Source organism: Halobellus limi (assembly GCF_004799685.1).
In the GTDB taxonomy this organism is placed as follows: Archaea; Halobacteriota; Halobacteria; order Halobacteriales; family Haloferacaceae; genus Haloquadratum; species Haloquadratum limi.
Window position 1 is genome coordinate 2,573,488 of sequence record NZ_CP031311.1, and the last position, 22,858, is coordinate 2,596,345.

Below are 22,858 nucleotides of genomic sequence, written 5' to 3' on the forward strand. Positions count from 1 at the left end.
TATCGAGCTCATTTCAGCGGTGTTCCGCGGCGAACTCTTGAAGCGTCGGAATGTACGGATCGAACTGAGACTTGTAGTCGTCCCATTTTTGTTCTAATTCCTCTCCGAACGTCGGAGTGGGGTATGACCCGATGTTCCGCATCTCCTCGTACCAGCCCGTGTCCTCCGACATTATGCTCCGTAAGGCCTCGACGAGCACTTCTTGAATATCATCTGGGAGCCCCGGTGGCCCCATCAGACCCTTCATAGACGTCATAAGCGGCGGGTTCTCAACGAGATCCGGGTACTCGGTGACGAACATATCCTCCGAAATGGAGATTCCCTGGGTCTCCTCGTAGTAGGAGATGAGCTCTTCGTTTGGCTCCGAAAGGATGCTCACAGGTTTCGTCCGTTCCGCAGCGAAGTTGTTCGCGGTGGTATCGAACGTGTTCGCGGCCACGTCCACGCGACCGGCCTGCGCTTCGGTTGCGAGTGCGCCGCCACCGCCGACAAACACTGGATCGATCGAGAGATCAACCGAGTCTTGGAGTTGTAGCATCGGGATTGCGACCGGTGCAACCGGTCCAGTGAATCCCATCGTGACTGCCTGCTCTTCGGCGAGGTCGACGATATCGGGAAGGCGCTCGATATCCGAATCGTAGCCGGTCATAATATTCAGCGGGACTTGCGAGAACTGCCCGAGGAGAGTGAACGCGTCGGGATCGTAATCGAACGAATCGAGCACCTGGGGATGCGTGGCGATAACGGGGTACCAAAAGGCGGAGAGCGTGTAACCATCGGGGTCTGCCGAACTGAACTGCTGGTAGTTTACCGCTCCACCCGCCTCGGGATTATTGGTCACCGAGATCGACGCATCGAGTTCGTCCTGCAGGAAATCTGCGATGAGACGCGTCTCGAGGTCCGTTTGTCCGCCTTTGCCGAATGGAATGTTGATCGTGATGGATTCCGATGGGTATTCGCTCCCACGTCCCGGGACGAGCGCAGAACACCCCGAGAGCCCCAGGACACCGCCGGTAGTTGCTATTGCTTTGAGCGACTTTCTCCTGGTAACTGACTGCATACCACTTGCATCCATAACGGTCGTTAGGTATGTATAATAGTATAAATAGATTTTGGTAGATGATATAGAAACGTGAGTTAGAAGCCCTGATATCGTATTTCTACCATCTCGAATAACGGAATAAATTCGTATTTATATATGGAAACGGTCGAAGATTAACAATTCAACTTTTGCTACAATAAGTCACCTCTATTTGCTTCTTAATAGAGAAGTGCGATATATTCGTAGAATATCCGAATCTGGATGTCTTCGAGATACTCGAAGAAAGCTTATTGGACCGGGTGTTCAATGAACGACAAATGAACGAACCGCGTCGCCCTGTCACGACCGTCAATACAGCGGTAGAGATCATCGACGCACTTGTCGGATCGCCTGACCAGACGCTCTCGGAGATTTCTCAACAGGTCGGTCTCGCAGAGAGTACGACGCATCGTCACCTGGCAACGTTGGTTCAGAACGATCTCGTCGTTCGAGACGAGGACACGTACCGGCTCAGTTTCCGTTTCCTCGATATCGGCACGCAATCGCAACACCAGCATCCGCTCTATACGGCCGGTCGCGAATACATCGATTCGTTAGCCGATGAAACAGGCGAGCGAGTCTGGTTGGCAACCTGTGAAAACGGGTTCAGCGTGAGTCTCTACTGGGCGAGCGATCGAAACCCCCTCCACCAGCATTCGCGCATCGGAACGAGGCATCACCTCCATATGTCGTCACCCGGAAAAGCGATGCTCGCAGAACTATCTGATGAGGAGGTGCGATCCATCATCGAGAAGCACGGATTGCCGCCGCAGACAGAGGACACGATCACGGACGAAGAACAGTTGTTCGGCGAACTGGACGAAATACGAGAGCGCGGCTATGCGACCAGTAGGAACGAAACCGTAGAAGGGATGAGTGCAGTCGCCGTCTCAGTCAGCGACGAGGTTTCGGGGATTCTCGGCGCGATTGGAATCGGTTGTTCGACGAGCCGGATGACCGAAGACCGCCAGAAACGATTCGTGAGCCGGTTGCTCGAAACGGCCGACGAGATGGCGATCCGGACGAGGTTTTCTTGAGTCGTTCGTAGTTCTGCCAGCGGGTGATTTTTTCGAGTATTTCGAAACCGTATCGGTGATCGGACCCAAGTCGGGTATCTCGTGCGTTTCCCTACGAGTCTTGAGCAATGAGACGGTCCGATCGATCCGTGAATCCGCTGTAAGTCACACAAGAAACGGTGGGACCCGAGGCGACGGAACGAGACCGCGGTTGTCACAGGACAAGGAGGGGGTTAATTTGCCCCGATCCGTAATTGGACGTGTTCGCCCGATCGCCGTCTCCGTCACGCCACCAACAATGATCGACCCAGTCATCGCAAGCCGGCTTCAGTTCGCCCTCACGACCATCGTCCACATCATCTTCCCGGTGATGAGTATGGGACTGGCCCCGTTCATCGTCTTTTTCACCTGGAAGGACATCCGGACCGGAAAGCCGATTTACGAGCGGTTACGCCGCTTCTGGACGAAGATATTCGCGGTCTCCTTCGTCGTCGGGACGGTCACGGGCATCGTCCTCGAGTTCGAGTTCGGGACCAACTTCGCCGCGTTCTCGACGACCGCGGGCGAGCTGTTCGGCGGTCCACTCGCCATCGAGGGGATGATGGCGTTCATGCTGGAGGCGACGTTCCTGGGGGTGTTCGTCTTCGGACGGGAGAAGGTCGGCGACGTCCTCTACATGATATCCGCCGTCGCGGTCGGCCTGGGGACGTGGCTGTCGGCCGTGTGGATCCTCATCGCCAACTCGTGGATGCAGACGCCGCGGGGGTACGAACTCGTCACGGAGAACGGACAACAGGTCGTCCACCTCGTCGATCCGATCGCGGCGTATTTGAACCCGCGGTTCGGCTACATGTTCGTCCACATGCAGAACGCGGCCGTCGAGTCGGTCGCGCTGTTTATGGCCGGCGTCGCGGCCTACTACGTCTTTCGGCACCACGTGTGGGGGTACCAGGTCGAGGACGTCGACTTCTGGGAGACCACGCTCAAGATCGCGCTCGTCGGACTGCTCCTCACGGCGCCCCTGCAGGTCGTCCACGGCGACATGTACGGTCGGCACGTCGCCGAGACGCAACCTCAGAAGTTCGCCGCGATGGAGGCGGTCTGGGAGACCGACTCGTACGTCCCGGAGTACATCATCGCCGTCCCGACCGACCTCGCTGACATCACGAACCCGAGAGCCAAGGACCTGTTCGGGATCGGGATTCCGGGCGGTGCGTCGTGGCTCGCCAGTGGCGGCGACCCCACGGCCGAGATACGCGGCCTGAACTCGTTCGAGACCGAGGCCCCACCGGTCGCGATCGTGTTCTGGGCCTTCCGCGCGATGGTCGGTCTCGGGTTCTGGTTCGTTCTGTTAGCGTTCTGGGGCGGTTACCGCTGGTACACCGGCGAGCTGTTCGAGGACGGGCTCCTGCACAAGGCCCTGATGGCGTCCTCACTGCTGGGAGTCCTCGCCACCGAACTGGGATGGATCGTCACGGAGGTCGGCCGGCAGCCCTGGGTCATCCAGGGAGTGATGCGGACGAGCGAGGGCGTCTCGCCGGGGTTGACCGGTGCCGAGGCGACGCTCACGCTCGGCGGGTTCGCGGTGGTGTACCTCGGCTTGCTCGCGTTGTACACCTACGTCGTGGCGCGGATCATCCGGAGCGGGCCGCCGCCGCGCGAGGAACTCCGATCGACCGCGTCGCCGACGGGGGAGGTCCCGGCTTCGGGGGTGGCGAACGATGACTAGTCTCGTCGCGCTCGGGGACGGACCCCTGTTCGGGCTCCCGCTGCCGGAGCTGTGGTTCGCGCTGCTGTTCGTGATGCTCGGTACGTTCCTGTTCCTCGACGGGTTCGACTTCGGGGCCGGCGCGATATTCGCCGCGCTCGACGACGACACCGAGCGCGAAACGGTGCTCGCGGCCATCGGGCCGTTCTGGGACGGGAACGAAGTGTGGCTCGTGGTGTTCGGCGGGGCGCTGTTCGCGTCGTTTCCCTCGGTGTACGCCGACCTCTTCAGCCGGCACTATCTCCTGATGTTCGGCATCCTGGGAGCCCTCATCCTGCGAGGTCTCGCCCCCGAGATGTACGAACAGCGGCACGATCCGGCGTGGCAGCGCTGGTGGGGGCGGTCGTTCGTCGCCGGGAGCGTCCTGGCACCGTTCCTGCTGGGGGCGTTCGCCGGAAACTGGCTCGCCGGGAGCGCCCGCTCGTTCACCCTCGTCGGCGTCGTGGTCGGCGTGGCCGTCACGCTCCTGACCGTCGTCTCCGGCGCCGCGTTCCTCCGGCTGAAGACCGGGCGACGCCTGCCCGAGAGCGTCGCTCGGTATGGCATCGCGGCGGTCGGCGGCTACCTGCTCGCGGTGGTCGCGACGCTCGCGCTGCTCGCCCTCCGACTGCCGAACGGGCCCGACGCGCTGCTGAGGCTCCCCGTCGTCGTCCCGGTCGTCGCCTCCGTCGCCCTCGCCGCGGGGTACGTCGTCGCCCTCCGCCGCGGCGCGAACCTGGTCGCGCTCGGTGCGGCCGCCGGCCTCACTTACGCGTTGGTCTCGGTGGTCGCGGTCGTGATGTACCCGGCGGTCGACCCCGCGACGGGCGCCACCGTTCGCGAGGCGATCGTCTCGACGCTCCCGCTGAATCTGATGTCGATCGGCGCGGCCCTGTTGTTACCGCTGATCACGACGTACTTCGTCGTGCTCTACTCGGCCTTCAGCGGCCCGATCTCCGCGGGGGAGGCGTACTGACCGTGGTGAGAGCGCCGTCGTCGGGAGAGACGGACACCCGCGTGCGGTTGGCCTCTCGCGTCCTCGTCACCTGGGTCGAACTCGTCGCCGTCGGGTTCGCGGGCGCGGTGTTCGGGGAAGTCGCGTCCGGGCCGCCACAGCTGATCGGCTATCTACTGACGGTGCTCGCGCTCGTGGGGGTCTTTATGTACAACGTCGATCGACTGATCGTCGAGCGAGTCTCCGATGCGGGGTGAGGCCGGCCTGTCGGGTCGGGCTCTCGCGAGCGTTCACCCGGAACGCGACCGCCCCGTCGGTGGTGCGAGTCGCTCGGAAAGGGCGACCGACGCCGGAGGCCGCCGTGAACGTCGACCCGATCAACTCGGCCGACGTGGAACCCGATCGAACAGGCCCCCGCGTCGTCTGCTGGCGATGCCGAACAGAATGGCCGCGCTCGGCACGAACAGCGAGGCGCCGAGCGCCGTCACGATGTCGTCGTTCGTCACTCCGTACGCGATTCCGGCGGTCGCGATCGCGAGCGCGACGACCGCTGGGAAGCAGAGTCGACACCGGAGTATCGCCGCGGTTCGACGCCTGATCACACCGAGTACGCGCATACAGGAGGTGCTATGCACTGACCGGATATACGCACCACGTTGGCGTCGTACAACGTCTGGGGACACCGCCCCCGGAAGAGTCGGTGCCGGCGTCTCGCCGCCCCGCAGCCACAACTATGTACGACTTTAGCTTCACGATCACCTACGACGTCGGTGCCGACGAGTACGCGGACCAGTTCATCGACCGCGAGTCGCTCCGGTCCGAGGCGCTCTACGCGTGTCTGGACCCCTCGAGGATGTGGGTCCTGGAGCTGGTCACGGGCGATCCGGAGGACCTGCGGGCGATCGACGACCTGTTACTCGACGAATCGATCGATCGGTACTCCGTCAGTGGTCGGTCGTGTGAAGCGACCCGTCGGGTGAGCCAGATAGCCGACAAGCGCCGTCAGCGGATGACCTACACCTACGTCTCCGACGTCTCCTACTGCGACGCCATCCCGTTGATCGCGGTCAAGTACTTCTCCGACGGCGTGCTGTTCAGGCGGACGCGGTCCGGCGAGACGGCCCAGTGGCACGTCCTCGTCCAGGACGACGAGAACGTCGGGATGCTGTACGACACGGTGAGCGGGCGACTCGCGGACGGGCTCCAGTTCTCGTTCGATCACCTGACCGAACTCGAACAGTGGGAGAGTCGGCTGCTGTCTCCGAGCGGGATCCGCGCCGAACAGCGGGAGGTGCTGACCGCGGCGGTGAACCGCGGCTACTTCGAGACGCCTCGGGAGGTCACCCTGGAGGAACTCGCGACCGAATTGGGACTCCCCCGTTCGACGGTGTCCTACCGACTCCGACGAGCGACCGCCGAACTCGCAAAAGCCTTTGTCGAACAAGAGTTATGATACAGAGTACCAGAGGATCGGCCCACGAGATCGCGCCGACGAGAGGAACAGTATGACCGCATCGTCGTACCCCGAGTCCGTGTTGGTCTCCCCCGACTGGGTCGCAGAGAGGCTCGATCGGTTCGAGTCCGACGACCCCGGGTACCGACTGCTGGAAGTCGACGTCAACACGGCGTTCTACGACACCGGGCACGCCCCGGGGGCGGTGAAGATCGACTGGGAGACGGACCTCCGCGCGGACGATCGACACGACATCGTCGGCGCCGACGAACTCGAACGGCTCCTGGGGGACTGCGGCATCACCGACGAGACGACGGTCGTGGTCTACGGCGACGACTCGAACTGGTTCGCCGCGCACATGTACTGGCAGCTCACGTACTACGGCCACCCCGACGTCAGGATTATGGACGGTGGTCGTGGCTACTGGGTCGATCACGGGTACCCGCTGTCGACGGCGTCGGTCAGTCCGCCGACGGTGCAGTACGGCAGGTCGCTGTCGCCGCCGGCCGACCCGTCCATCAGAGCCTCTCGGGAGGACGTCCGGGACGCGATCGGGACGGACACGGTGTTCGTCGACGTTCGGCTCCCCGAGGAGTACCGGGGCGAGATCACGGCCCCGCCGGGGACGAACGAGACCGCGATGCGCGGCGGGCACCTCCCCGGCGCGAAGAACGTGTTCTGGGCCGACAACGTCCGGCCGGACATGCGTTTCAAATCCCCCGCGGCGCTCCGAGAGGTGTATCGCGCACACGGCGTCGAGCCGGGTGACGACGTCATCGTGTACTGCCGCATCGGCGAACGGTCGTCGCTCACGTGGTTCGCGCTCTCGGAGCTCCTCGGCTACGAGTCGGTCCGCAACTACGACGGCTCCTGGACCGAGTGGGGCAACATGATCGGGACGCCGATCGAGACCGGCGAGTGATACCGCGGGCGCCGGTGCGCCCCGTCGGCGGACTCCGCCGACCGCTGTTTTTGCCCCGCCATCTCGGGGAACGAACGCGCGTTCGAGCGCGAGCTTCGATCCTCGAACTGGCAGTAGAAACGCCGATTGAGGCCGTTATCGCCGTCTGAGTGCGACGGTTGTCGAGTGACAAACGAACGGTGATGCCTCTGCCGGCGGTACGTTCTGTTGCAATGTCCGACGGGAAAGAACACGACAGCGGTTCGGTGGAACCGGGCGACACGAGCAAACGAGTCGGGATGGAAGTCATTCGCGAGCGGGGCGTCGATCCCGAGGAACTCCGCGAGAAACTCGTCGACGCGATCGGCGCGGAGTTCACGACGTACTACTACTACACGAACCTCCGAATGCACCTCGCCGGCGAGGAGGACTACAAGGAGATCACCGAGGACGCGCGCCTCGAAGATCGGGCACACTTCGAACTCGTCGTCCCGCGCGTGTACGAACTCGAGGGCTCGCTCCCGAACGACATCCGTGAGTTCGCAGACCGGGCCTCCTGTCCCGACGCGGAGGTACCGACGCCGATGGACGACGACGGCGGCTTCGATACCGAGGATCTCGAAGTCGAGGACATTCTGGAGGTGCTTCTGGAGGCAGAGCGGTGCGCCATCCGGACCTGGTCGGAGATCTGTGACATGACTCGGGGTGCCGATCCGCGGACCTACGACATGGCCCAGCGCATCCTCAACGAGGAGATCGACCACGAGGCCTGGTTCATCGAGCTCCTCTCGAAGGAGCGCGACGACGAAATCAACCCGGCCGGTCACTTCGCCCGCGGCGAACCGGGCGATGCGCCCTACTCGACGAACAACCGGTTCAACGACTCGGCCTGAGCGACGATGGCCGATCCCACGGGCTCCCGTCCGAGATGACAGGACGAGCGGACGACACGTGGACAGTCACCGTCGTCGTACCGGAGGAATCGTCACTGGACGCGGCGGGCGAAACCGTCGAACTCGAGGTGGCCGAACACGAGACGATACTCGCAGCCGCGCGTTCGGCGGGGGTATGGCTCCCGGCGGACTGTCAGCAGGGCTGGTGTATCACCTGTGCCGCCCGACTCGTCGAGGGCGACGTCGTTCATCCCGACGCTCGTCGGTACTACGACGGGGATCGCGAGGCCGACTTCGTGCTCACCTGCACCGCGAAGCCGCGGGCCGATACGACCGTCGTCGTGGATCGGTACGACGACCTCCTCGAACACCGCGCCGAGCGCGGCAAGCCCCCCGGAAGCGCCAAAATTCGGGGCTGACGCGGTCGGTCGCCGGTCGGGTGCCGGTTCGAGCGTTCCCTCCGGACGAAGCGGTGAGGGTCGAACTCGGCGGAGACCTCGCGGACGGTCGGCTTCGAGTTCCTTGCACGTATCGACCGCGATCTACGTCCGGTGAAGACGGCTGCTGACCTCACCGGAATTGTATTTTTCAATATATACAATACTATCGGTCGGGAGAGACGACACGACTCGTATTGGCGAGGTGGTTGCGATGTATTCGATACAGATGCGGGATCAACGGTAAACTCGATATACCCCCTATTTCGGCAAATTCTGGTCGTCTAGAGCGAATCGGGACGTGATCCGACGAGATCCGCACCTGTTCGACCCCGGTGCGGTCGGAATGCCAACTGATATAATAGTGCTCCTAATAGGCAATACTACAGAGCGAACAAAAATGGATGACGAAGAAAACACAGAAGCGAGAGCCGCGTCCGGTCGGCGGATCGCCGGGACAGTCGCCGGATCGTTCAGCGTCGTCGTCGTACTCGCCGCGGTATCGTACGCGGTGATGGTCAGCGTCGTCAACTGGGTGACCGTCGGCGTCCTCTCGTACCCCATCGGCGGCGTCGCGCCGTTCGTCGTGATAACCGGTGCCATCCTCACCATCCCGATCGTCGTTCCGACCGTTCTCGTGTCGGTGCGGATGGCGACGTAGTTCGGCGGCCCTGTCTCGGTCGAGACCCACAGCGGACACCGCCGCCGGGGGTGTTTAGTTAAGCGATTGCAGCCGTAAAACCGCTCTCGGGTGGGAATGGAAGGGGCCGCGCTCTCGGCGAAGACGGGCGATGCAAGGACCGCAGGCACGAGCCCCGCGAGTGCCGAGGACCGCAGCGAGCCCATCGAGTCGAGAGCGCGGGGGCTTCCGAAGTCTTCACCACAGCGATCTCGCCGGTTTCACTTCTAACTAAACAGTACTCCGCCGCCGCGAAGCAAACTATTAGTGTCGTCACGGCGGGAGTATCACTCGGACGAAACGATGCGAGGATACCGGAGTGTGGTGAGTTGAGCCGTGACCGACGACACAGTTGTCGCGGGCGGGACGGCTGACACGGACGACGCAGCCGCGGACGACGACACCGTCGATTCGCTCTGGGAGTGGGACGCCGACCGACCCGAGCGGAGTCCGGCCCACTTTCACGAGTTCTGCTCGTTGAACCCGCTGGACACGACCGACGACCTCCCGTTTATGTTGGACTTCGGCGACGAGGAGGATCGCTGGGCGCGACGCGTCGGGCGGGCGCTGACGTACGCGCTGCGGCATACGCCGGTGATCGTCACCGGCGTCGTCCTGCTGCTGCTCGTGCAGTCGGCAGCGACGGACCTGCACGGCGTCGAGCAGCTACTCACCGGACGACTCGGAGTCGTGACGAGCGTCCTCGGGGGAATGGGTGTCCTCTGGCTGGCCATAGTCGCCCTCGTCGCGTTCATCTTCAGCGCTGCGGACGGCGACGACAGACTCCGAGAGGTCACGGTCGACCTGCTGCACGTGGGGGTGGTGTACGGCGTGTTGGCGCTGCTGCTCGCCGGGGCCGCCTGGAGCGCCTGGACGGTGTACGACCGGCCGGTCGGCGCGTTGGAGCCGAACGTCGTCTACAGTTTCGGGTTCCTCCTCTTGGTGTACGTCGGCGGCCCGCTCGTGTACGACGGAATGCGACGGACCGAGAGCCTCTTCACGGAGCTCCACCGCTCCGACCTGTTCGGGACCCACGCGGCGGAGCGATCGTACGAACGGACGTTTCTCCGGCGGTTTCGGAAGGCGTTCGGTCTCACGATCCGGGGCGTGCCCGCGGTGCTTCTCGTCTCGGTGCTCTTCGTCGCCCAGTTCGTCGGCATCTGGATCGTGAGTCGGGGACCGTTCGTGCTCGGTACGCCGACGACGCTCCTCGTCGTGACCGCCATCGACGTCGTCATCGTCGTGGTGGCGGTGCAGTTCGTCCTGCTCGTCCGCTTTCTCAACGAGTTGCTCGACGAGGGGGGAATCACCCTCCGATACATTCCGGGCCACGAGGACGACGCGGGCGGGTTCCGCGACTTCGGACGGTTCGCGACGCGGGTCAACTCGCTTCTCGTCCTGGCCGGCGTGTATCTGGCCTACCGGCTGCACGTGCAGGGATCGCGCGACCCCCTGGGACCGAACACCGCGGCGTCGCTGACGGCGTGGGACCCGCTCATCTGGGCGGCGAGTTACGCCGTTCCCGTCGCCATTTACGGCGCGGTGATCGGCATCTGGCTGTACTTCTCGTTCTGGCAGATTCACCGGAAGATGGTCCGCGACAAGCGCCGAGAGATCCAGCGCGAGCGGTCTCCCGAGGGTCGCTCACGCGAGGACATCGAAACCCTCCAGACCTACCGAGACGCCCCCGAGTGGCCGATCAACGACCGGCTTCTCGTCACCGTGTTCTCGATCGACGTCATCTCTGTCATCCTCTCGTTGCTGTCGCTGACGTGAGCGACGGCCGAAGGCCGAAGCGTCGGAGCAGTTCGCGCGTCGCAGGGATCAGAGCAGTTCGCGCGTCGCACCGTAGTGGGCGATCACGTACCCGCCGAGGAACAGGGCGCCGCCGAGGTTGGTGCGCAGGTGATCGCCGCGGTTGATGTAGACCGCCCCGATGACCATCCCCGCGATGAGGACGCAGACGCCGAGGACGACCGCCGCGTACTGCCAGGTCGCCTCGAGGTCGAGCGCCTCGCGTCCGCCGAAGCCGTCCGTCGAACGGGACTCGCTGTCCAGCAGTCGCCCGGTGACCGCGTAGTGGGCCGCGAGGTAGCCGAACCACGCGGTCGACGCGGCCACCACGACGCGGACGGCCCGGCCCTCGGAGGCCCAGATGAACCCCGAGGAGAGGCCGAGAGACGTCGCCGCCAGGCCGAGCAGGAATCCGACGTGCCGACGGTCCGGGAGAGATGCCGATGACATGTTCAAAAGAGGCTCTGGTGGATGACGACGTGCGTCCAGGCGTACCCGCCGACGCTGTAGACGCCGGCCCGAACGGCACCCGCGACGCTGGGGTCGACGACGGTCAGAGAGAACTGCGTCACCCCCGCGGCGATCCCGAAGATCCCGACGAGTCCGAGGCCGCCGCGAATCAGCGGGTGTTCGGTGCGGACCGACGCTTCGGCGCCGTCGAGCGCGTACCCGGACGGCGAGAGAACGGTCCATCCGTCGCGAGCGACGAAGTAGCCCGCGACGAACAGGCAGAACCCGACGAAGACGATCGGAACGTCGCCGCTGAACGAGTAGAGTCCGGCGATGCTCGACCCGGCCACGACGAGCGCGCTGCCGGCGACGACGGGGCCCCACCTCCGCTGCATACTGTTCGTCGGTAGATTCCGGGGGACTCAAATAAATCTCCGGATGGCGGACCGGCAGACGGGAGCGTCGTGCGGTCGATAGATTCCGGATGGAAGTCGACCGTTCCGGCCCGGTGCAGTCGATCGAGTCCGGATGGAGGTCGATCGTTCCGGCCCGATTCAACCGACAGATTCCGGACCGTGCGGTCGGTTCGACGGGACTACAGCGCCGTCCCGGTCAGGAGCCAGTGGCCGGAGGCGTACCCGCCGACGAACGCGGTGGCCGCCGCGGCCAGGAGTACGACCGAGTCGACGACGAGCGCGTGGATCCCCAGCGGGAACGCGAGCGCCATCCCGACGCCGGCGACGACGACGCCGAGCCGTTTCGACCGCGAGGCCGGGACGTTGGGGTCGTCGCCGGTCCCGGGCGCGTCGACGAAGCGCCCCGTCTCGCCGTGGTGGGCGAACAGGTACCCGCTCCAAGAGAGCGCGACGGCGACGAAGACGGCGGGGAACGACCACCCCTGGGCGGACCCCCAGACGGCGGCGGTGAGTCCGACGACCGCCGCGAGGAGGCCGCCGAAGAATTCGAGCGGGGAGCGTCGGCCGCTCATCTCACAGCACCTCGTCGTTGGCGATCCGGTGGCCGATGACGTATCCGAGGACGACCGACACGCCCGAGAGGACCATCGGCGTCGCCGCCGCCGTCCGGACCGCACGGCCCATAAGCACGAAGCCGTACGCGGCCAGGACGACGGACACGGCGAGTCCGCCCCCCTGCCGGAGGAGTCCGACCGTCCCCGCCGTCGAGACGCCCGATACCCCGATGTCCGGCCAGCCGTGGACCCCGTACTGCATCGTCCGGTAGCCGACGACGAAGAGCACGAAGCCGGCGACCACGTGCCACAGGCGGCCGGCGAACGCGTTCACGCCGACGAGCGCGAGACCGACACAGAGCACGAGGCTGCCGACGACGATCCAGCCGCTCCGTCCGATGGTCATAGCGCTGACGTCGGTACTGCCGGCACGCGAGGTATTAAGCCCCCCGGAGCCGGCACGGGGCGGTCGAAGCAGTCGGTGCGTAGGGCCGCACTGCCCGTCGGTTTCGCCCTCACGACGGGGGAGCGGCTCACGTTCCGAACGGGAGTAGCTATAGTAGCGTTTGCGGCTACTTGCTCATCCGATCGTATGCTGTCGTTCGATCGAGTGAGTGAAGACTTGCAAACGCTACTATACCGAACCGCGAGGGCGACGACCGGCACGACGGCCGCGGGGTCGGACGCACCGTCAGCAACGCGGGCTGTGTCTTAAATGTGAAAAGCGTCGCGCTCGCACGCGATCGAGGGAGTCGTCCAGCCGACGGATATCCGCGTTTCCGCGGCTCGAATCCCGACCCTCGAATTTAAATCCGATCGTGCGTGTAGTCTCAGTCGTGATATCGAACCGTCGCGCGCTGGCCGCCGTCGCGGTCGCGCTGCTCTTGGTGACGAGTGGATGCATCGGCTTTCTCACCGGGGACGAACCGCTCACGTTCTCCGCCGAGCCCGCGGCCGCCGACGAGGCGACGGCGCAGGAGGCGGGGTACGAGCTGAACGGGACGCGGACGCTCGAGGTGAACGAGACCTTCGAGGTCGCCGGACAGGAGCGGCAGGTCGTCGCGACGAACTACCTGACCGACTACCGGAAGAGCGTCGAACTCGGGGCGCTCGGCGAGGCCGAGGTCGGCGTCTTCACCGTCGTCTCCACGCCGGCGGTCGAGATCGCCGGCCGGACGCTCAACCCCATCGGGAGCTACTCAAACGCGCGGTTGGTCCAGTTCGTCCAGGAGCAGTACTCCGGGATGAGCGACATCGAGCGGGTGAGCGAGCAGAACGTCACCGTCCAGGGGACCGAGACGACCGTGACGAAGTTCTCCGCGACGGCGACGATCGAGGGGCGTGAGGTCGACGTGTTCGTCCACGTGACGAAGTACCGCGACGGCGACGACTTCGTCCTCGCGCTCGGCGTGTACCCCCAGCAACTGGACGGCGAGGAGGAGAACGTGCTCGCGCTGATCCGGTCGATCGAGCATCCGGTTTCGGAGTGACCGCCGGCCTCGGATCGATTCTCACCGCTTCAGACTGAAACTCTCAGTTGGCATCGTCGAGCGCCGTCACCGGAGCGGCGCTCGGCGGTACGGAACGAGAGCGATCAGTATCGGGGGCCGCTCGTCCGAACAACGCTTTTGGTCTCACTCCGAGGAGTGGGTGGTATGCGACGCACGCGGGCAGTCGGGATCCTGCTCACCGCCCTCGCGGTCGCGGGCTACGCGATCGGTGTCGCGGCACCGTATCCGGGGCGCTCGGCGAGCCTCGTCGGACTGATGGTCGGCGTGACGCTCTACGCGATCGGGTACGAGGAGGGCGAGGTCGAATGACGGACCGACGGCCATCGCGACGGTCCGAAGCGGAGCGTGAGACCCCGTGATCTCCGCGCTCGTCTACGACTCGGGAGGCGTCGAGCACCGGACGATCGAGGACGAGGCCGACCTCGAAGCAGCGCGGGAGGCGTCGGGAACGACGTGGGTTCGCGTGAGCACGCCGACGCGGGAGGAAGAGCGGGCCCTGACGGCGGCGTTCTCGCTGCACCCGCTCGAACTGGAGGACGTGCGGGGCGGCGTCAGGCCGAAGACCGAGGCGTTCGACGATCACACGTTCGTGCTGATCAAGACCGTCGCGCTCGAACGCGGCGAGACGACGTTCGACGAGGAGGTCCGGACCCAACCGATCGGGCTGTTCCTCGGCGACGGGTGGCTCGTGACGGTGACCGCCGAGGACGACCGCGTCGCCGTGGTCTCCGACGTCTGGCAGTCGGTCGAGAACCAGGAGGGCCGGACGCTGAAGCAGGGACCCGACTTCGCGGCCTACCGCGTGATCGATCACGCCGTCGAGGACTACTTCGACCTGCTGGACACCGTCGGCGACACCATCGAGGAGATCGAGGAGGCGATCCTCGCGACCCCCGACGAGACGCTCATCGAGGCGCTGAACGGCGTCAGGCGCGACCTGCTGTCGTTCCGGAAGGTGGTCTGGCCGATGCGGGAGGCCGTCGGAACGCTCGCGCGCGGCGGCGTCGACGAGGTCGACGAGTCGACCGAGAAGTTCTACCGCGACGTCTACGATCACCTCGTCGAGATCGTCGATCTCACCGAGACGTACCGCGACCTCACCCGCGGCACGCGGGACATCTACCTCAACGTCGTCTCGCAGTCGACGAACGAGGTAATGAAGCGGCTCACCGTCGTCGCGACGATCTTCATCCCGCTGACGTTCGTCGTCGGCGTCTACGGGATGAACTTCGGCGAACACGCGACGAACCTCCCGGAGCTGACGTGGCCCTTCGCGTACCCGGCCGTCGTCGTCGGAATGGGACTCGTCACTGCGATCCTCCTGGTGCACTTCCGTCGGGAGGGGTGGATCTGAGGACGATAGACCCGGTAGCGAAACCGATATATACACTCGGATTCCGGCCGAGAGTACCCGTCGAGAGGCCTCGAAATCGCCCAGCCGTGGCGTATATAGCCATATCAAAGGTTATAGATGCACAGAAAGATTTAAATACTTCACGTACTTACTGATGGTAAGGTAAGTGCCAGCCGGCCCGTCTTTTTTTCTGCCGGCTCGGACGCGCCCACCCAACCCATGAGTGACACACGAACCCGAAACCACGTCGAGGACCGCGACGCGCGAACAGCCGAGCGAGCCGAGGAGGAACGGAGCGAAGAACACGAAGAAGAGCACGTCTGCCCCGAGTGCGGCGGAACGCTCGTCAGCGACGAATCCCACGGCGAGACCGTCTGTGCGGACTGTGGCCTCGTCGTCGACGAGGACTCGATCGACCGCGGCCCCGAGTGGCGCGCCTTCGACAGCGCCGAGCGAGACCGCAAGTCGCGGGTCGGCGCGCCGACGACGAACCTGATGCACGACAAGGGACTGTCGACCAACATCGGCTGGCAGAACAAGGACGCCTACGGCAACGCCCTGTCGTCGCGACAGCGCGAGCAGATGCAGCGGCTGCGCACCTGGAACGAGCGCTTCCGCACGCGCGATTCGAAGGAGCGCAACCTCAAGCAGGCGCTCGGCGAGATCGACCGGATGGCCTCGGCGCTCGGCCTCCCCGAGAACGTCCGCGAGACGGCCTCGGTCATCTACCGCCGCGCGCTCAGCGAGGATCTGCTCCCCGGGCGCTCGATCGAGGGCGTCGCGACCGCCGCGCTGTACGCCGCGGCGCGACAGGCCGGGACGCCGCGCTCGCTCGACGAGATCGAGCGCGTCTCGCGGGTCGACAAGATGGAGCTGACGCGGACGTACCGCTACGTCGTCCGAGAGCTGAAGCTGGAAGTCGAGCCCGCGGACCCCGAGCAGTACGTCCCCCGGTTCGCCTCGGACCTGGGTCTCTCCGACGAGGCCGAGCGGCAGGCGCGACAGCTCCTCCGCAACGCGAAACACGCGGCGATCCACTCGGGGAAGTCGCCCGTCGGCCTCGCGGCCGCCGCGGTGTACGCCGCGGCGCTTCTCACCAACGAGAAGGTGACCCAGAGCCAGGTCAGCGAGGTCGCGAACGTCTCGGAGGTCACGATCCGCAACCGCTACAAGGAACTCCTCGAAGCCGAAGACGCCGGCGGCGTCCTCGCGTAACGCCCCCTCGACGCCCCGTCGTAACGGACCGTAACGGATCGCGTAACGCCCCGTGACGGACCGCGCACCAACCTTTATTGACGTACCGGGAGTCGGGTAGGCTATGGTCGAAGCGTTTGTCCGACTGCTGTGTCCCGAGTGTAAGAAAGACTGGCAGGCGGAGCCGACGTCGTTGCCGGATCACCGCCAGAACTTCACGTGTTCCTCCTGCGGCGCGACGCGCCGGCTCGCGGAGTTCATGCGGACAGAGCGCGACCTGAGTACCGTAAAGCAGTTCGAGTGAGACCGGCCCTACAGGTCGGGAACCGACGAGAGCGCCCCGCAGGCGTCGCACTTCAACACCGTCGTCCCCTGTTCTTCGACGAGTCGGGTGTCCGGCGACTCGCACTCGCTGCAGATGACGAAGCTCTCGACGTACGCGTCGAGCGCGTCGGCGACGCGCCGCTGTTTGAAATCGCCGGTGAACCGCGCGCGTCCGCGGTCGTCGATCTGCGCGCTCGTTCCGAGCTCTGACTGCATGAAGCGGACCAGGTGGTCCGGATCGCGCGCGAGCCGATCGTGGACCGCCTCGAAGTTCTCCCAGACGGTGACGTGTCCCTCCGGCCGGACGTCGGGGTCCGGGACCTCGAACCGTCCGCCGCTGTCGGTGATGTCCGGCGACTGTTCGAGTGCCCGATCGAGTTGATCCTCGTAGTCCATACCCGAGTTATCGTGGCGCGTCGTGTAAAGCGTTCATATCCGAGCGATCGGTGCGGCGGCGACCCCATCTGGAGCGCGTAGCCGTCGGCCGATCCTTCATGATTGAAGACAGAGATTCCGGCGAATCGAGGCGTTTCGGCGGGGAATTCGGGAGGTCCGTGTTAACGAGACTCAGGATAGTAATATATTCTTCCAGTCTCAACTGAGCATTGCTCATGAAGAAGCAGGAGCTCATCCATCTTCACGGCCTGCTTGCAGAGGTACACACCCAGGTCGAAGCGTGGGAAGACGACGACGTATCACTCGAAGCGTACAACGAACTCGGCGTCCGACCGACATCGATCCACAAATCGAAGACCGACCACAAGGCCGCTGTTTTCAAACTCGTCAAAGGAATCACCTCCTCGTTCGAGGAAGTCGAGCAGGACCGCGTCGCAGCCACTGCCGACTGAATACGCCGACTCGCCGCATCCTCCCCGACCGTTCCGTACCGACCAGCGACAGCGCCCGCCCCGCGAGCGTCTCCGGTAGACCACACGGCGCGACGTACGCCGGAAGCCGCTCGGCTCCGTCGTGTGCGGAGCTACTCCGCTCCGCCGTCGGCCGGCCGGTCCAGAAGCTCCTCGCGGTGGGCCGCGACGGCGCCGACGACCTCCTCCGCGTCCGACTCGGGCACGTCGAACGCGTCGAGGCTGTCCGAGAGGTGTCCGACCGCGCGCTCGATGTGGTCCTCGGTGAAGGGAACGTGCAGGTGGGCCTCTCGGACCGGTTCGGCGTCGTAGGTCTCCGGCCCGCCCGCGGCCTCACAGAGGAAGGCCGTCTGCGTCCGTCGGAGCCGCTCGACGTCCGCGTCCTCGAAGAACGGGGCGAGCTCCTCGTCGTCGAGCAGTCGGTCGTAGAAGTCGTCGACGACGGCTCGGATGGCGTCGTACCCGCCGAGCCGTCCGTACAGGGTTTCGTCCGGCATACGGAGACGTGAGCACTCGAAATACACGAGCGTAACGACTGCATCCCGCGGTCGTGCCGGCTGCGGAACGTCCGTTCCGACCGATCGAAGGTCCGGAACGCCCGACGAAACCGGGACGGCCGATCAGCCGCCGTCGACGAGGTCGTCGAACTCCGGAATGAGGTCGTCGTCGCCGTCGTCCGTGTCCGCTTCCGATTGCGAACCGTCCGCGTCCTCCGTTGGCGACCCCTCGTCGACTGGCTGTTCTGAACCCGACTCGTCGTCTTCGTCGTCGCTCTCGATGGGCTCGACCGAGAGGACCTTCAGCGGGACGTTCTCGAGCCGTTGGCCGATCTCCTTGCGGGCGATTCGGGAAGCGTGCTCCTCCTGCTCGACGTTGAACACGGTCATCTCCAGTTCGAGGGCCACGAGCGCCTCGTCGGCGGCGATGAACGCCGGGGGGAGTTCCTCTCCGTCGGGCGAGGTCCGCGACCCCATCGAGATCTCGACGTAACTCAGGTCGGGGTTCAGCATCTCGCCCGTCTTCGAGATGGCGATGCGGATCGCCTCGTCGGGCGTCGTCACGTCGTACACCGGAATGGCGGCCTCGACGACGACTCTGCAGTCCATACTGAGATGTAGGAGCGCCGGCGGCATCAAAGGTTCGCCCGTCGGGAGACGAGAGCGTGGAACGTCCGTCGACGACGGTTCGGGGACGAGCCCGCGGACCGAGAGCCGTGCGATCGCCCGCGTCACTCGTCGCCGCGGGCCCGCAAGTAGTAGAAGAGGTACGTCTGCACGTAGCCCGCGTACTCGCCGCCGAGGCGGTCGCGGAGCGCGCGCGACGTTTCGGCGTAGTTCCCGCGGTCACACTCGGGGAAGTGCTCGGCGATGGCGCTCCGGATCCACGTGTCGAGCGGGACGGCCTGGAGGTACCCCAGCGAGAACAGCAGGACGCAGTCGGCGACCTTGTCGCCGACCCCGACGAACTGCGTCAGGTACTCGCGCGCGTCCTCGTAGTCCAGACCGGCCGCCTCGCGGGGGTGGGCCTCGCCCTCGGCGACCATCGCGGCCGTCTTCCGGACGTAGGGCGCGCGGTAGCCGAGTTTGAGGTCGCGCAGTTCCGACTCCTCGCGGGCGGCCAGTTGCGCTGGCGTCGGGAACGCGGCGACGGCCTCGCCGTCGAACGCGTGGCGGTCGCCGAAGGCGTCGGCGAGAGACATCTGCATCCCGTGGATCCGGGAAACGCGCATCTGCGCGGAGCAGATGAACGAGACCAGACAGGGAAACGGCGGGTCGCGGACGAGGCGCATCCCCCGATAGGCGTCGAACGCGCGCTCGAAGAGGTCGTCGTCCGGCGCCGCCGCGTAGATCGCGTCGAGGTCGTCGTCGAGGCGAAGCAGGTGGCGGAGTACTGGCACGGGATCGCCCGTCGCCGCCCACTCCAGTTCGTCGTCGCGCTGGCGGACCCGGACGGCGATCGACTCCTCGGAGACGCCCTCGATCGGCGGGACGACCGTCCGGTACCACGCGTCGCCGCCGCGGACGTCCATCGACTCGTACATCCGTCCGTCCGGGCGGTCCCACAGGTACGACTGGCCGCTCTCCAGCGTCGCCTGCAGGTCGAACGGGCCGGCGATCTCCGAGAGCGGGATCGCGCCGGTTTCCAGTTCGGTAACCGCGTCGACCTCGCCGCTCACGCTGGGTTCGGACTTCATCGACAGTCGGGAGGGACGCGGCGCGTATGCCGGTTTCGATCAGCGGTGCCGGTCACGGCGGGTCCGACGGCGGTCAGCGGTTCCGGGTAGAGGGTTCGATGGTGATCAGCGGTGCCGGGTAGGGAGTTCGATGGCGATCAGCGGTTCCGGCCCACCGGGAACTTCACGCGGTCGGGGTTCTCGTCGAACCGCGCGAGGATCCGCTCGTACAGCGCGTTTCTGTTCCGCGTCACCCGACGCGACGGCGAGAGGAACCGCAGTCGGAGTTCGACCCACGACTCCCGCTGGAGGACGTTCACCGTCGGTTCCTCCCGAACGTCGAGGTCGACCGCCGTCCGCTCCAGCCGACTGCGATAGGTCTGCACCCCGCCACGCATCTCCTCGCCGAGGTGCTCGGTCGCCTCCTCGATCATCGCCTCGCGGGCGAAGGCGAGGTCCGTCTCGTAGGCGACCTGGACCGACACCTCGCTCCAGACGTACTCGAAGAGCGTCGTGTCGTTGACGACCTGCGCCGACAGGACCTCCGCGTTCGGGACGGTCACGACCCGGCCGGAGGGCTGCCCGGAGGTGACGAGCCGTCCCCCGACCTCCCACAGCGTCGTGGTGAGAAAGCCCACCTCGATGACGTCGCCGCGGCTGTCGCCGATCTCGACGCGGTCGCCGACGCCGTAGGGCCGCTTCGAGACGATGTATAGCCAGCCGACGAGCGAGAGCAGCGGCTGTTGTAACGCGAAGGTGATCGCAAAGCCGACAATCCCCAGCGAGAACAGGAGCCCGACCCACTGCGCGGTGAGGACGCCCGCGACGCCCGCGATCGCGACGACGCCGAACGCGAGCCGGAGGACGTTCCGCACGTCCTGCGTCCGGCGCCTGTTCGAGACGCGCGCGGCGAGCACCGACTCGACGACGAGGTACGTCCCGGTGACGGCCGCCAGGACGGCCGCCGCGAGCAGGCCCTGGGAGACCACCGGCTGAAGCTGCCAGCTCCCGACGGCGACGTCGGCGAAGACGTCCGCCGAGCGGACGGCGCCCGCGACGACGAGCAGTGCGGCCGCGGCCACGAGCGACAGATATCCGGCTGATCGGCGAACCACGTTCGGGTCTGGTGGCCACGGATGAAAAAACGAGCGGGCGATCGGGTTCGGAGACGGGCAGGCGATCGGGGCCGAAAACGGGCGGGCGGGAAGATGGCGATTCGAGACACGGCCACGGGCGGCGGCCGACGGTCACTCGCGGTCGACCGTCAGCAACACGCCGCCGAAGACGAGGAGGAGCAGGACGCCGACGGGGACCGGGACACCCGGGAAGCCGCGGGTGACGAGCAGGTACGTCGCGGCCGCGAGCACGGTGCCGGAGAGCATCAGCAAGCCGCCGAGGAGCCGGACCGGGTCGACCGGGCCGGACTCGACGGCGTCCTCGTATCGGTAGTAGACCGCGGCGAAGACGACCGCGATCGTGAGGATAGCCGCACCGACGGTCCAGACCTGATACGCCGCCTGGATCGTCTGTCCCGCCTGAAACGCGGTCGCCGAGAGCGGATCAGAGAGGCTGACGCGGCGGGCGGCCGGCACGCCGAAGGCGTACCGCACCTGGAAGAACGGGAAGCGGACGAACAGCACCGACCCGCCGGAGACGCCCGTCGAGTAGGTGACGTTCCAGGGGACGAGCGCGGCGATCCACGTCGAGACCACCGCCAGCGCGCCCGCGTACTCCGCGCGAACCCAGACCATACCTGGTCAGCGTCGGCAGTTCTGTAAAAGCTACCGAAGACTCACGCGAGACCGAGCAGGTCGAACCCGTATCCGTTGCCGCGCTCGGTCGCGTGTTCGTAGACCACGTGGGCGGCCGCGACGTCCTGAATCGCCAGTCCCGTCGAGTCGAAGACGGAGATCCCGTCGCCTTCGGTCCGGCCGGGTTTCTTGCCGGTGACGATCTCGCCGACCGACCCGTAGATGTCGTCGTCGTCGAGGACGCCCTCGCTCCAGGGGACGTTGATCTCGCCGGAGTGGGTCGTCTGCTCGTAGTCGTCGATCACGAGTTTCGCCTCCAGCAGGATCTCGTCGGCCAGTTCGTGCTTGCCGGCGGCGTCGGCGCCCATCGCGTTGATGTGCGTGTGATCGCCGACCGATTCCGGAGAGACGATCGGCGATTCGACGGGCGTGACCGTCGAGAGCACGTCGCAGGCGGCGGCCTCGGCGACCGTACCCCCGCGGACGTCGTAGTCGTCCTCGAACGTCGCGACGAACTCGGCGACGCGTTCCTCGTCGAGGTCGGAGATCACGACGGTCTCGATGTCTCTGACCTGCGATATCGCGCGGAGTTGCGTATACGACTGGACCCCGGCGCCGACGATGCCGAGCGAGTCGGCGTCGGGGACCGCGAGGTGGTCGGTCGCGACGGCCGCCGCCGCGCCCGTCCGGAGCATCGTCAGTTCACGGCCGTCCATAATCGAGAGCGGCACGGCCGTCTCGGGATCGGAGTAGATCATCGTCCCCAACACCGTCGGGAGGTCGAACTTCTCGGGGTTGTCGGGGTGGACGTTCACCCACTTGACCCCGGCGGCGTCCCACTCACCGACGTCCAGGTACGCGGGCATCGACCGGAAGTCGCCGTTGTACTGCGGGAGGTCCACGTACGACTTCGCCGGCATCTGTGCGTCCCCGCGCTCGAAGGCGGCGAAGGCGTCTTCGATGGCGGGCACGAGTTCCGCCATCGACGCGTTCTCGCGGACGTCCGTCCCGTTCAGCAGCAGCGTTTCCATACGCCCGCGTTCGTCTGTTCCGTACTTAATTCATCCCATTTCCGAATCAGATATCACTGGATGAGAAAAATAGAGATGTTTGTCTAACTAATTTGGATGCGATCGGATATAACGGTGGCGACACGGAATCCCGTACCGGACCGTCACGTCGGGAGAGACGGATCGCTATGGGGTGAATCGAGTCGAAAAAAACGGCGAGTTGCGATCAGTCGAGCCGACCGGGCTCGTCGTGAGAGGTTGCTACGGAACCGGGCGTGAGCCGTCAGGCGGACCCTGAC

At 65.4% G+C, this 22,858-nt stretch carries 29 protein-coding genes; 16 read left to right on the forward strand and 13 right to left on the reverse strand.

The genetic code is table 11. The features are described from left to right. Positions 1 to 13 precede the first annotated feature (13 nt). On the reverse strand, positions 14 to 1,060 hold the full coding sequence (locus tag DV707_RS12765) for a Bug family tripartite tricarboxylate transporter substrate binding protein (protein ID WP_160113920.1): 1,047 nt from the start codon (positions 1,058 to 1,060) through the stop codon (positions 14 to 16). Between the two features lie 299 nt (positions 1,061 to 1,359). Here DV707_RS12765 and DV707_RS12770 point away from each other — a divergent pair, with 299 nt between their 5' ends. The 4 genes from DV707_RS12770 (at position 1,360) to DV707_RS12785 (ending at position 5,056) form a co-directional block, all read left to right on the forward strand. Continuing rightward, positions 1,360 to 2,118 carry an IclR family transcriptional regulator gene (locus DV707_RS12770; RefSeq protein WP_103991337.1) on the forward strand — a complete coding sequence of 253 codons (759 nt, stop codon included), beginning with the start codon at positions 1,360 to 1,362 and terminating at the stop codon, positions 2,116 to 2,118. A 277-nt stretch (positions 2,119 to 2,395) separates the two neighbouring features. Further along, positions 2,396 to 3,826, forward strand: coding sequence for a cytochrome ubiquinol oxidase subunit I (locus DV707_RS12775; protein WP_103991336.1), 1,431 nt, complete (start codon positions 2,396 to 2,398; stop codon positions 3,824 to 3,826). Then, positions 3,819 to 4,820, forward strand: coding sequence for a cytochrome d ubiquinol oxidase subunit II (locus DV707_RS12780; RefSeq protein WP_103991335.1), 1,002 nt, complete (start codon positions 3,819 to 3,821; stop codon positions 4,818 to 4,820). The genes DV707_RS12775 and DV707_RS12780 overlap by 8 nt, the downstream gene beginning before the upstream one ends. 5 nt (positions 4,821 to 4,825) lie before the next feature. Then, positions 4,826 to 5,056, forward strand: a complete 231-nt coding sequence (locus DV707_RS12785) for a hypothetical protein (protein ID WP_235010757.1) — start codon at positions 4,826 to 4,828, stop codon at positions 5,054 to 5,056. Positions 5,057 to 5,176: 120 nt separating this feature from the next. On the opposite strand, the gene DV707_RS12790 is transcribed toward DV707_RS12785, so the two are convergent. Further along, positions 5,177 to 5,416, reverse strand: a complete 240-nt coding sequence (locus DV707_RS12790; RefSeq protein ID WP_103991334.1) for a hypothetical protein — start codon at positions 5,414 to 5,416, stop codon at positions 5,177 to 5,179. A gap of 116 nt (positions 5,417 to 5,532) precedes the next feature. On the opposite strand from DV707_RS12790, the gene DV707_RS12795 reads away from it, so the two are divergent. The 6 genes from DV707_RS12795 (at position 5,533) to DV707_RS12820 (ending at position 10,938) form a co-directional block, all read left to right on the forward strand. Further along, positions 5,533 to 6,252 (forward strand): helix-turn-helix domain-containing protein, encoded by a 720-nt coding sequence (locus tag DV707_RS12795; protein WP_103991333.1) that lies wholly within the window; start codon positions 5,533 to 5,535, stop codon positions 6,250 to 6,252. A gap of 52 nt (positions 6,253 to 6,304) precedes the next feature. Beyond that, positions 6,305 to 7,174, forward strand: a complete 870-nt coding sequence (locus DV707_RS12800; protein WP_103991332.1) for a sulfurtransferase — start codon at positions 6,305 to 6,307, stop codon at positions 7,172 to 7,174. Between the two features lie 212 nt (positions 7,175 to 7,386). Next, the gene (dps, locus tag DV707_RS12805; protein WP_103991331.1) at positions 7,387 to 8,046 is read left to right on the forward strand and encodes a DNA protection during starvation protein; all 660 of its coding nucleotides are present in this window, start codon (positions 7,387 to 7,389) and stop codon (positions 8,044 to 8,046) included. A gap of 35 nt (positions 8,047 to 8,081) precedes the next feature. Then, a complete protein-coding gene (locus tag DV707_RS12810) occupies positions 8,082 to 8,465 on the forward strand; it encodes a 2Fe-2S iron-sulfur cluster-binding protein (protein WP_103991330.1) in 384 nt (127 codons plus the stop codon). Between the two features lie 418 nt (positions 8,466 to 8,883). After that, entirely contained in the window at positions 8,884 to 9,144 is a 261-nt protein-coding gene (locus DV707_RS12815; RefSeq protein ID WP_103991329.1) for a hypothetical protein, read from the forward strand. Positions 9,145 to 9,498: 354 nt separating this feature from the next. Next, a complete protein-coding gene (locus DV707_RS12820) occupies positions 9,499 to 10,938 on the forward strand; it encodes a hypothetical protein (protein ID WP_103991328.1) in 1,440 nt (479 codons plus the stop codon). Between the two features lie 48 nt (positions 10,939 to 10,986). On the opposite strand, the gene DV707_RS12825 is transcribed toward DV707_RS12820, so the two are convergent. The 4 genes from DV707_RS12825 to DV707_RS12840 all read right to left on the reverse strand — a co-directional run bounded on the left by DV707_RS12825 (position 10,987) and on the right by DV707_RS12840 (position 12,782). Then, positions 10,987 to 11,406 (reverse strand): hypothetical protein, encoded by a 420-nt coding sequence (locus tag DV707_RS12825; protein ID WP_103991327.1) that lies wholly within the window; start codon positions 11,404 to 11,406, stop codon positions 10,987 to 10,989. Positions 11,407 to 11,408: 2 nt separating this feature from the next. Continuing rightward, a complete protein-coding gene (locus tag DV707_RS12830) occupies positions 11,409 to 11,801 on the reverse strand; it encodes a hypothetical protein (protein ID WP_103991326.1) in 393 nt (130 codons plus the stop codon). 200 nt (positions 11,802 to 12,001) lie between these two features. Then, a complete protein-coding gene (locus DV707_RS12835; protein ID WP_103991325.1) occupies positions 12,002 to 12,394 on the reverse strand; it encodes a hypothetical protein in 393 nt (130 codons plus the stop codon). A gap of 1 nt (position 12,395) precedes the next feature. Then, positions 12,396 to 12,782 carry a hypothetical protein gene (locus DV707_RS12840; protein WP_103991324.1) on the reverse strand — a complete coding sequence of 129 codons (387 nt, stop codon included), beginning with the start codon at positions 12,780 to 12,782 and terminating at the stop codon, positions 12,396 to 12,398. A gap of 433 nt (positions 12,783 to 13,215) precedes the next feature. Between DV707_RS12840 and DV707_RS12845 the strand changes: the two genes are divergently transcribed. The 5 genes from DV707_RS12845 (at position 13,216) to DV707_RS12860 (ending at position 16,739) form a co-directional block, all read left to right on the forward strand. Beyond that, complete coding sequence (locus DV707_RS12845) at positions 13,216 to 13,866, forward strand: DUF6517 family protein (protein ID WP_103991961.1); 651 nt, start codon at positions 13,216 to 13,218, stop codon at positions 13,864 to 13,866. Positions 13,867 to 14,031: 165 nt separating this feature from the next. Then, a complete protein-coding gene (locus tag DV707_RS18640) occupies positions 14,032 to 14,196 on the forward strand; it encodes a hypothetical protein (RefSeq protein ID WP_170216846.1) in 165 nt (54 codons plus the stop codon). Positions 14,197 to 14,242: 46 nt separating this feature from the next. Continuing rightward, the gene (gene corA / locus DV707_RS12850; RefSeq protein WP_103991323.1) at positions 14,243 to 15,241 is read left to right on the forward strand and encodes a magnesium/cobalt transporter CorA; all 999 of its coding nucleotides are present in this window, start codon (positions 14,243 to 14,245) and stop codon (positions 15,239 to 15,241) included. A 219-nt stretch (positions 15,242 to 15,460) separates the two neighbouring features. Beyond that, positions 15,461 to 16,456: a transcription initiation factor IIB gene (locus tag DV707_RS12855; RefSeq protein WP_103991322.1), complete on the forward strand. Its 996-nt coding sequence runs from the start codon at positions 15,461 to 15,463 to the stop codon at positions 16,454 to 16,456. Between the two features lie 103 nt (positions 16,457 to 16,559). Next, on the forward strand, positions 16,560 to 16,739 hold the full coding sequence (locus DV707_RS12860) for a DUF7836 family putative zinc-binding protein (RefSeq protein ID WP_103991321.1): 180 nt from the start codon (positions 16,560 to 16,562) through the stop codon (positions 16,737 to 16,739). 8 nt (positions 16,740 to 16,747) lie between these two features. Here DV707_RS12860 and DV707_RS12865 read toward each other — a convergent pair whose 3' ends face one another. Further along, positions 16,748 to 17,155 (reverse strand): translation initiation factor IF-2 subunit beta, encoded by a 408-nt coding sequence (locus DV707_RS12865; protein WP_103991320.1) that lies wholly within the window; start codon positions 17,153 to 17,155, stop codon positions 16,748 to 16,750. A gap of 215 nt (positions 17,156 to 17,370) precedes the next feature. Here DV707_RS12865 and DV707_RS12870 point away from each other — a divergent pair, with 215 nt between their 5' ends. Then, positions 17,371 to 17,607, forward strand: a complete 237-nt coding sequence (locus DV707_RS12870; RefSeq protein WP_103991319.1) for a UPF0058 family protein — start codon at positions 17,371 to 17,373, stop codon at positions 17,605 to 17,607. 131 nt (positions 17,608 to 17,738) lie between these two features. Here the strand turns inward: DV707_RS12870 and DV707_RS12875 are convergent, their stop codons facing one another. The 6 genes from DV707_RS12875 to DV707_RS12900 form a co-directional block, all read right to left on the reverse strand. Beyond that, positions 17,739 to 18,122, reverse strand: coding sequence for a group I truncated hemoglobin (locus tag DV707_RS12875; protein ID WP_103991318.1), 384 nt, complete (start codon positions 18,120 to 18,122; stop codon positions 17,739 to 17,741). 123 nt (positions 18,123 to 18,245) lie between these two features. Further along, positions 18,246 to 18,731 (reverse strand): DUF555 domain-containing protein, encoded by a 486-nt coding sequence (locus DV707_RS12880; RefSeq protein ID WP_103991960.1) that lies wholly within the window; start codon positions 18,729 to 18,731, stop codon positions 18,246 to 18,248. Between the two features lie 122 nt (positions 18,732 to 18,853). Continuing rightward, a complete protein-coding gene (locus DV707_RS12885) occupies positions 18,854 to 19,771 on the reverse strand; it encodes a DNA-3-methyladenine glycosylase family protein (RefSeq protein ID WP_103991959.1) in 918 nt (305 codons plus the stop codon). 185 nt (positions 19,772 to 19,956) lie between these two features. Beyond that, positions 19,957 to 20,913, reverse strand: a complete 957-nt coding sequence (locus DV707_RS12890; protein WP_103991317.1) for a mechanosensitive ion channel family protein — start codon at positions 20,911 to 20,913, stop codon at positions 19,957 to 19,959. 132 nt (positions 20,914 to 21,045) lie between these two features. Continuing rightward, positions 21,046 to 21,549: a DUF7549 family protein gene (locus DV707_RS12895; protein ID WP_103991316.1), complete on the reverse strand. Its 504-nt coding sequence runs from the start codon at positions 21,547 to 21,549 to the stop codon at positions 21,046 to 21,048. Between the two features lie 41 nt (positions 21,550 to 21,590). Further along, on the reverse strand, positions 21,591 to 22,580 hold the full coding sequence (locus DV707_RS12900) for an ornithine cyclodeaminase family protein (protein ID WP_103991315.1): 990 nt from the start codon (positions 22,578 to 22,580) through the stop codon (positions 21,591 to 21,593). Positions 22,581 to 22,858: the final 278 nt, after the last annotated feature.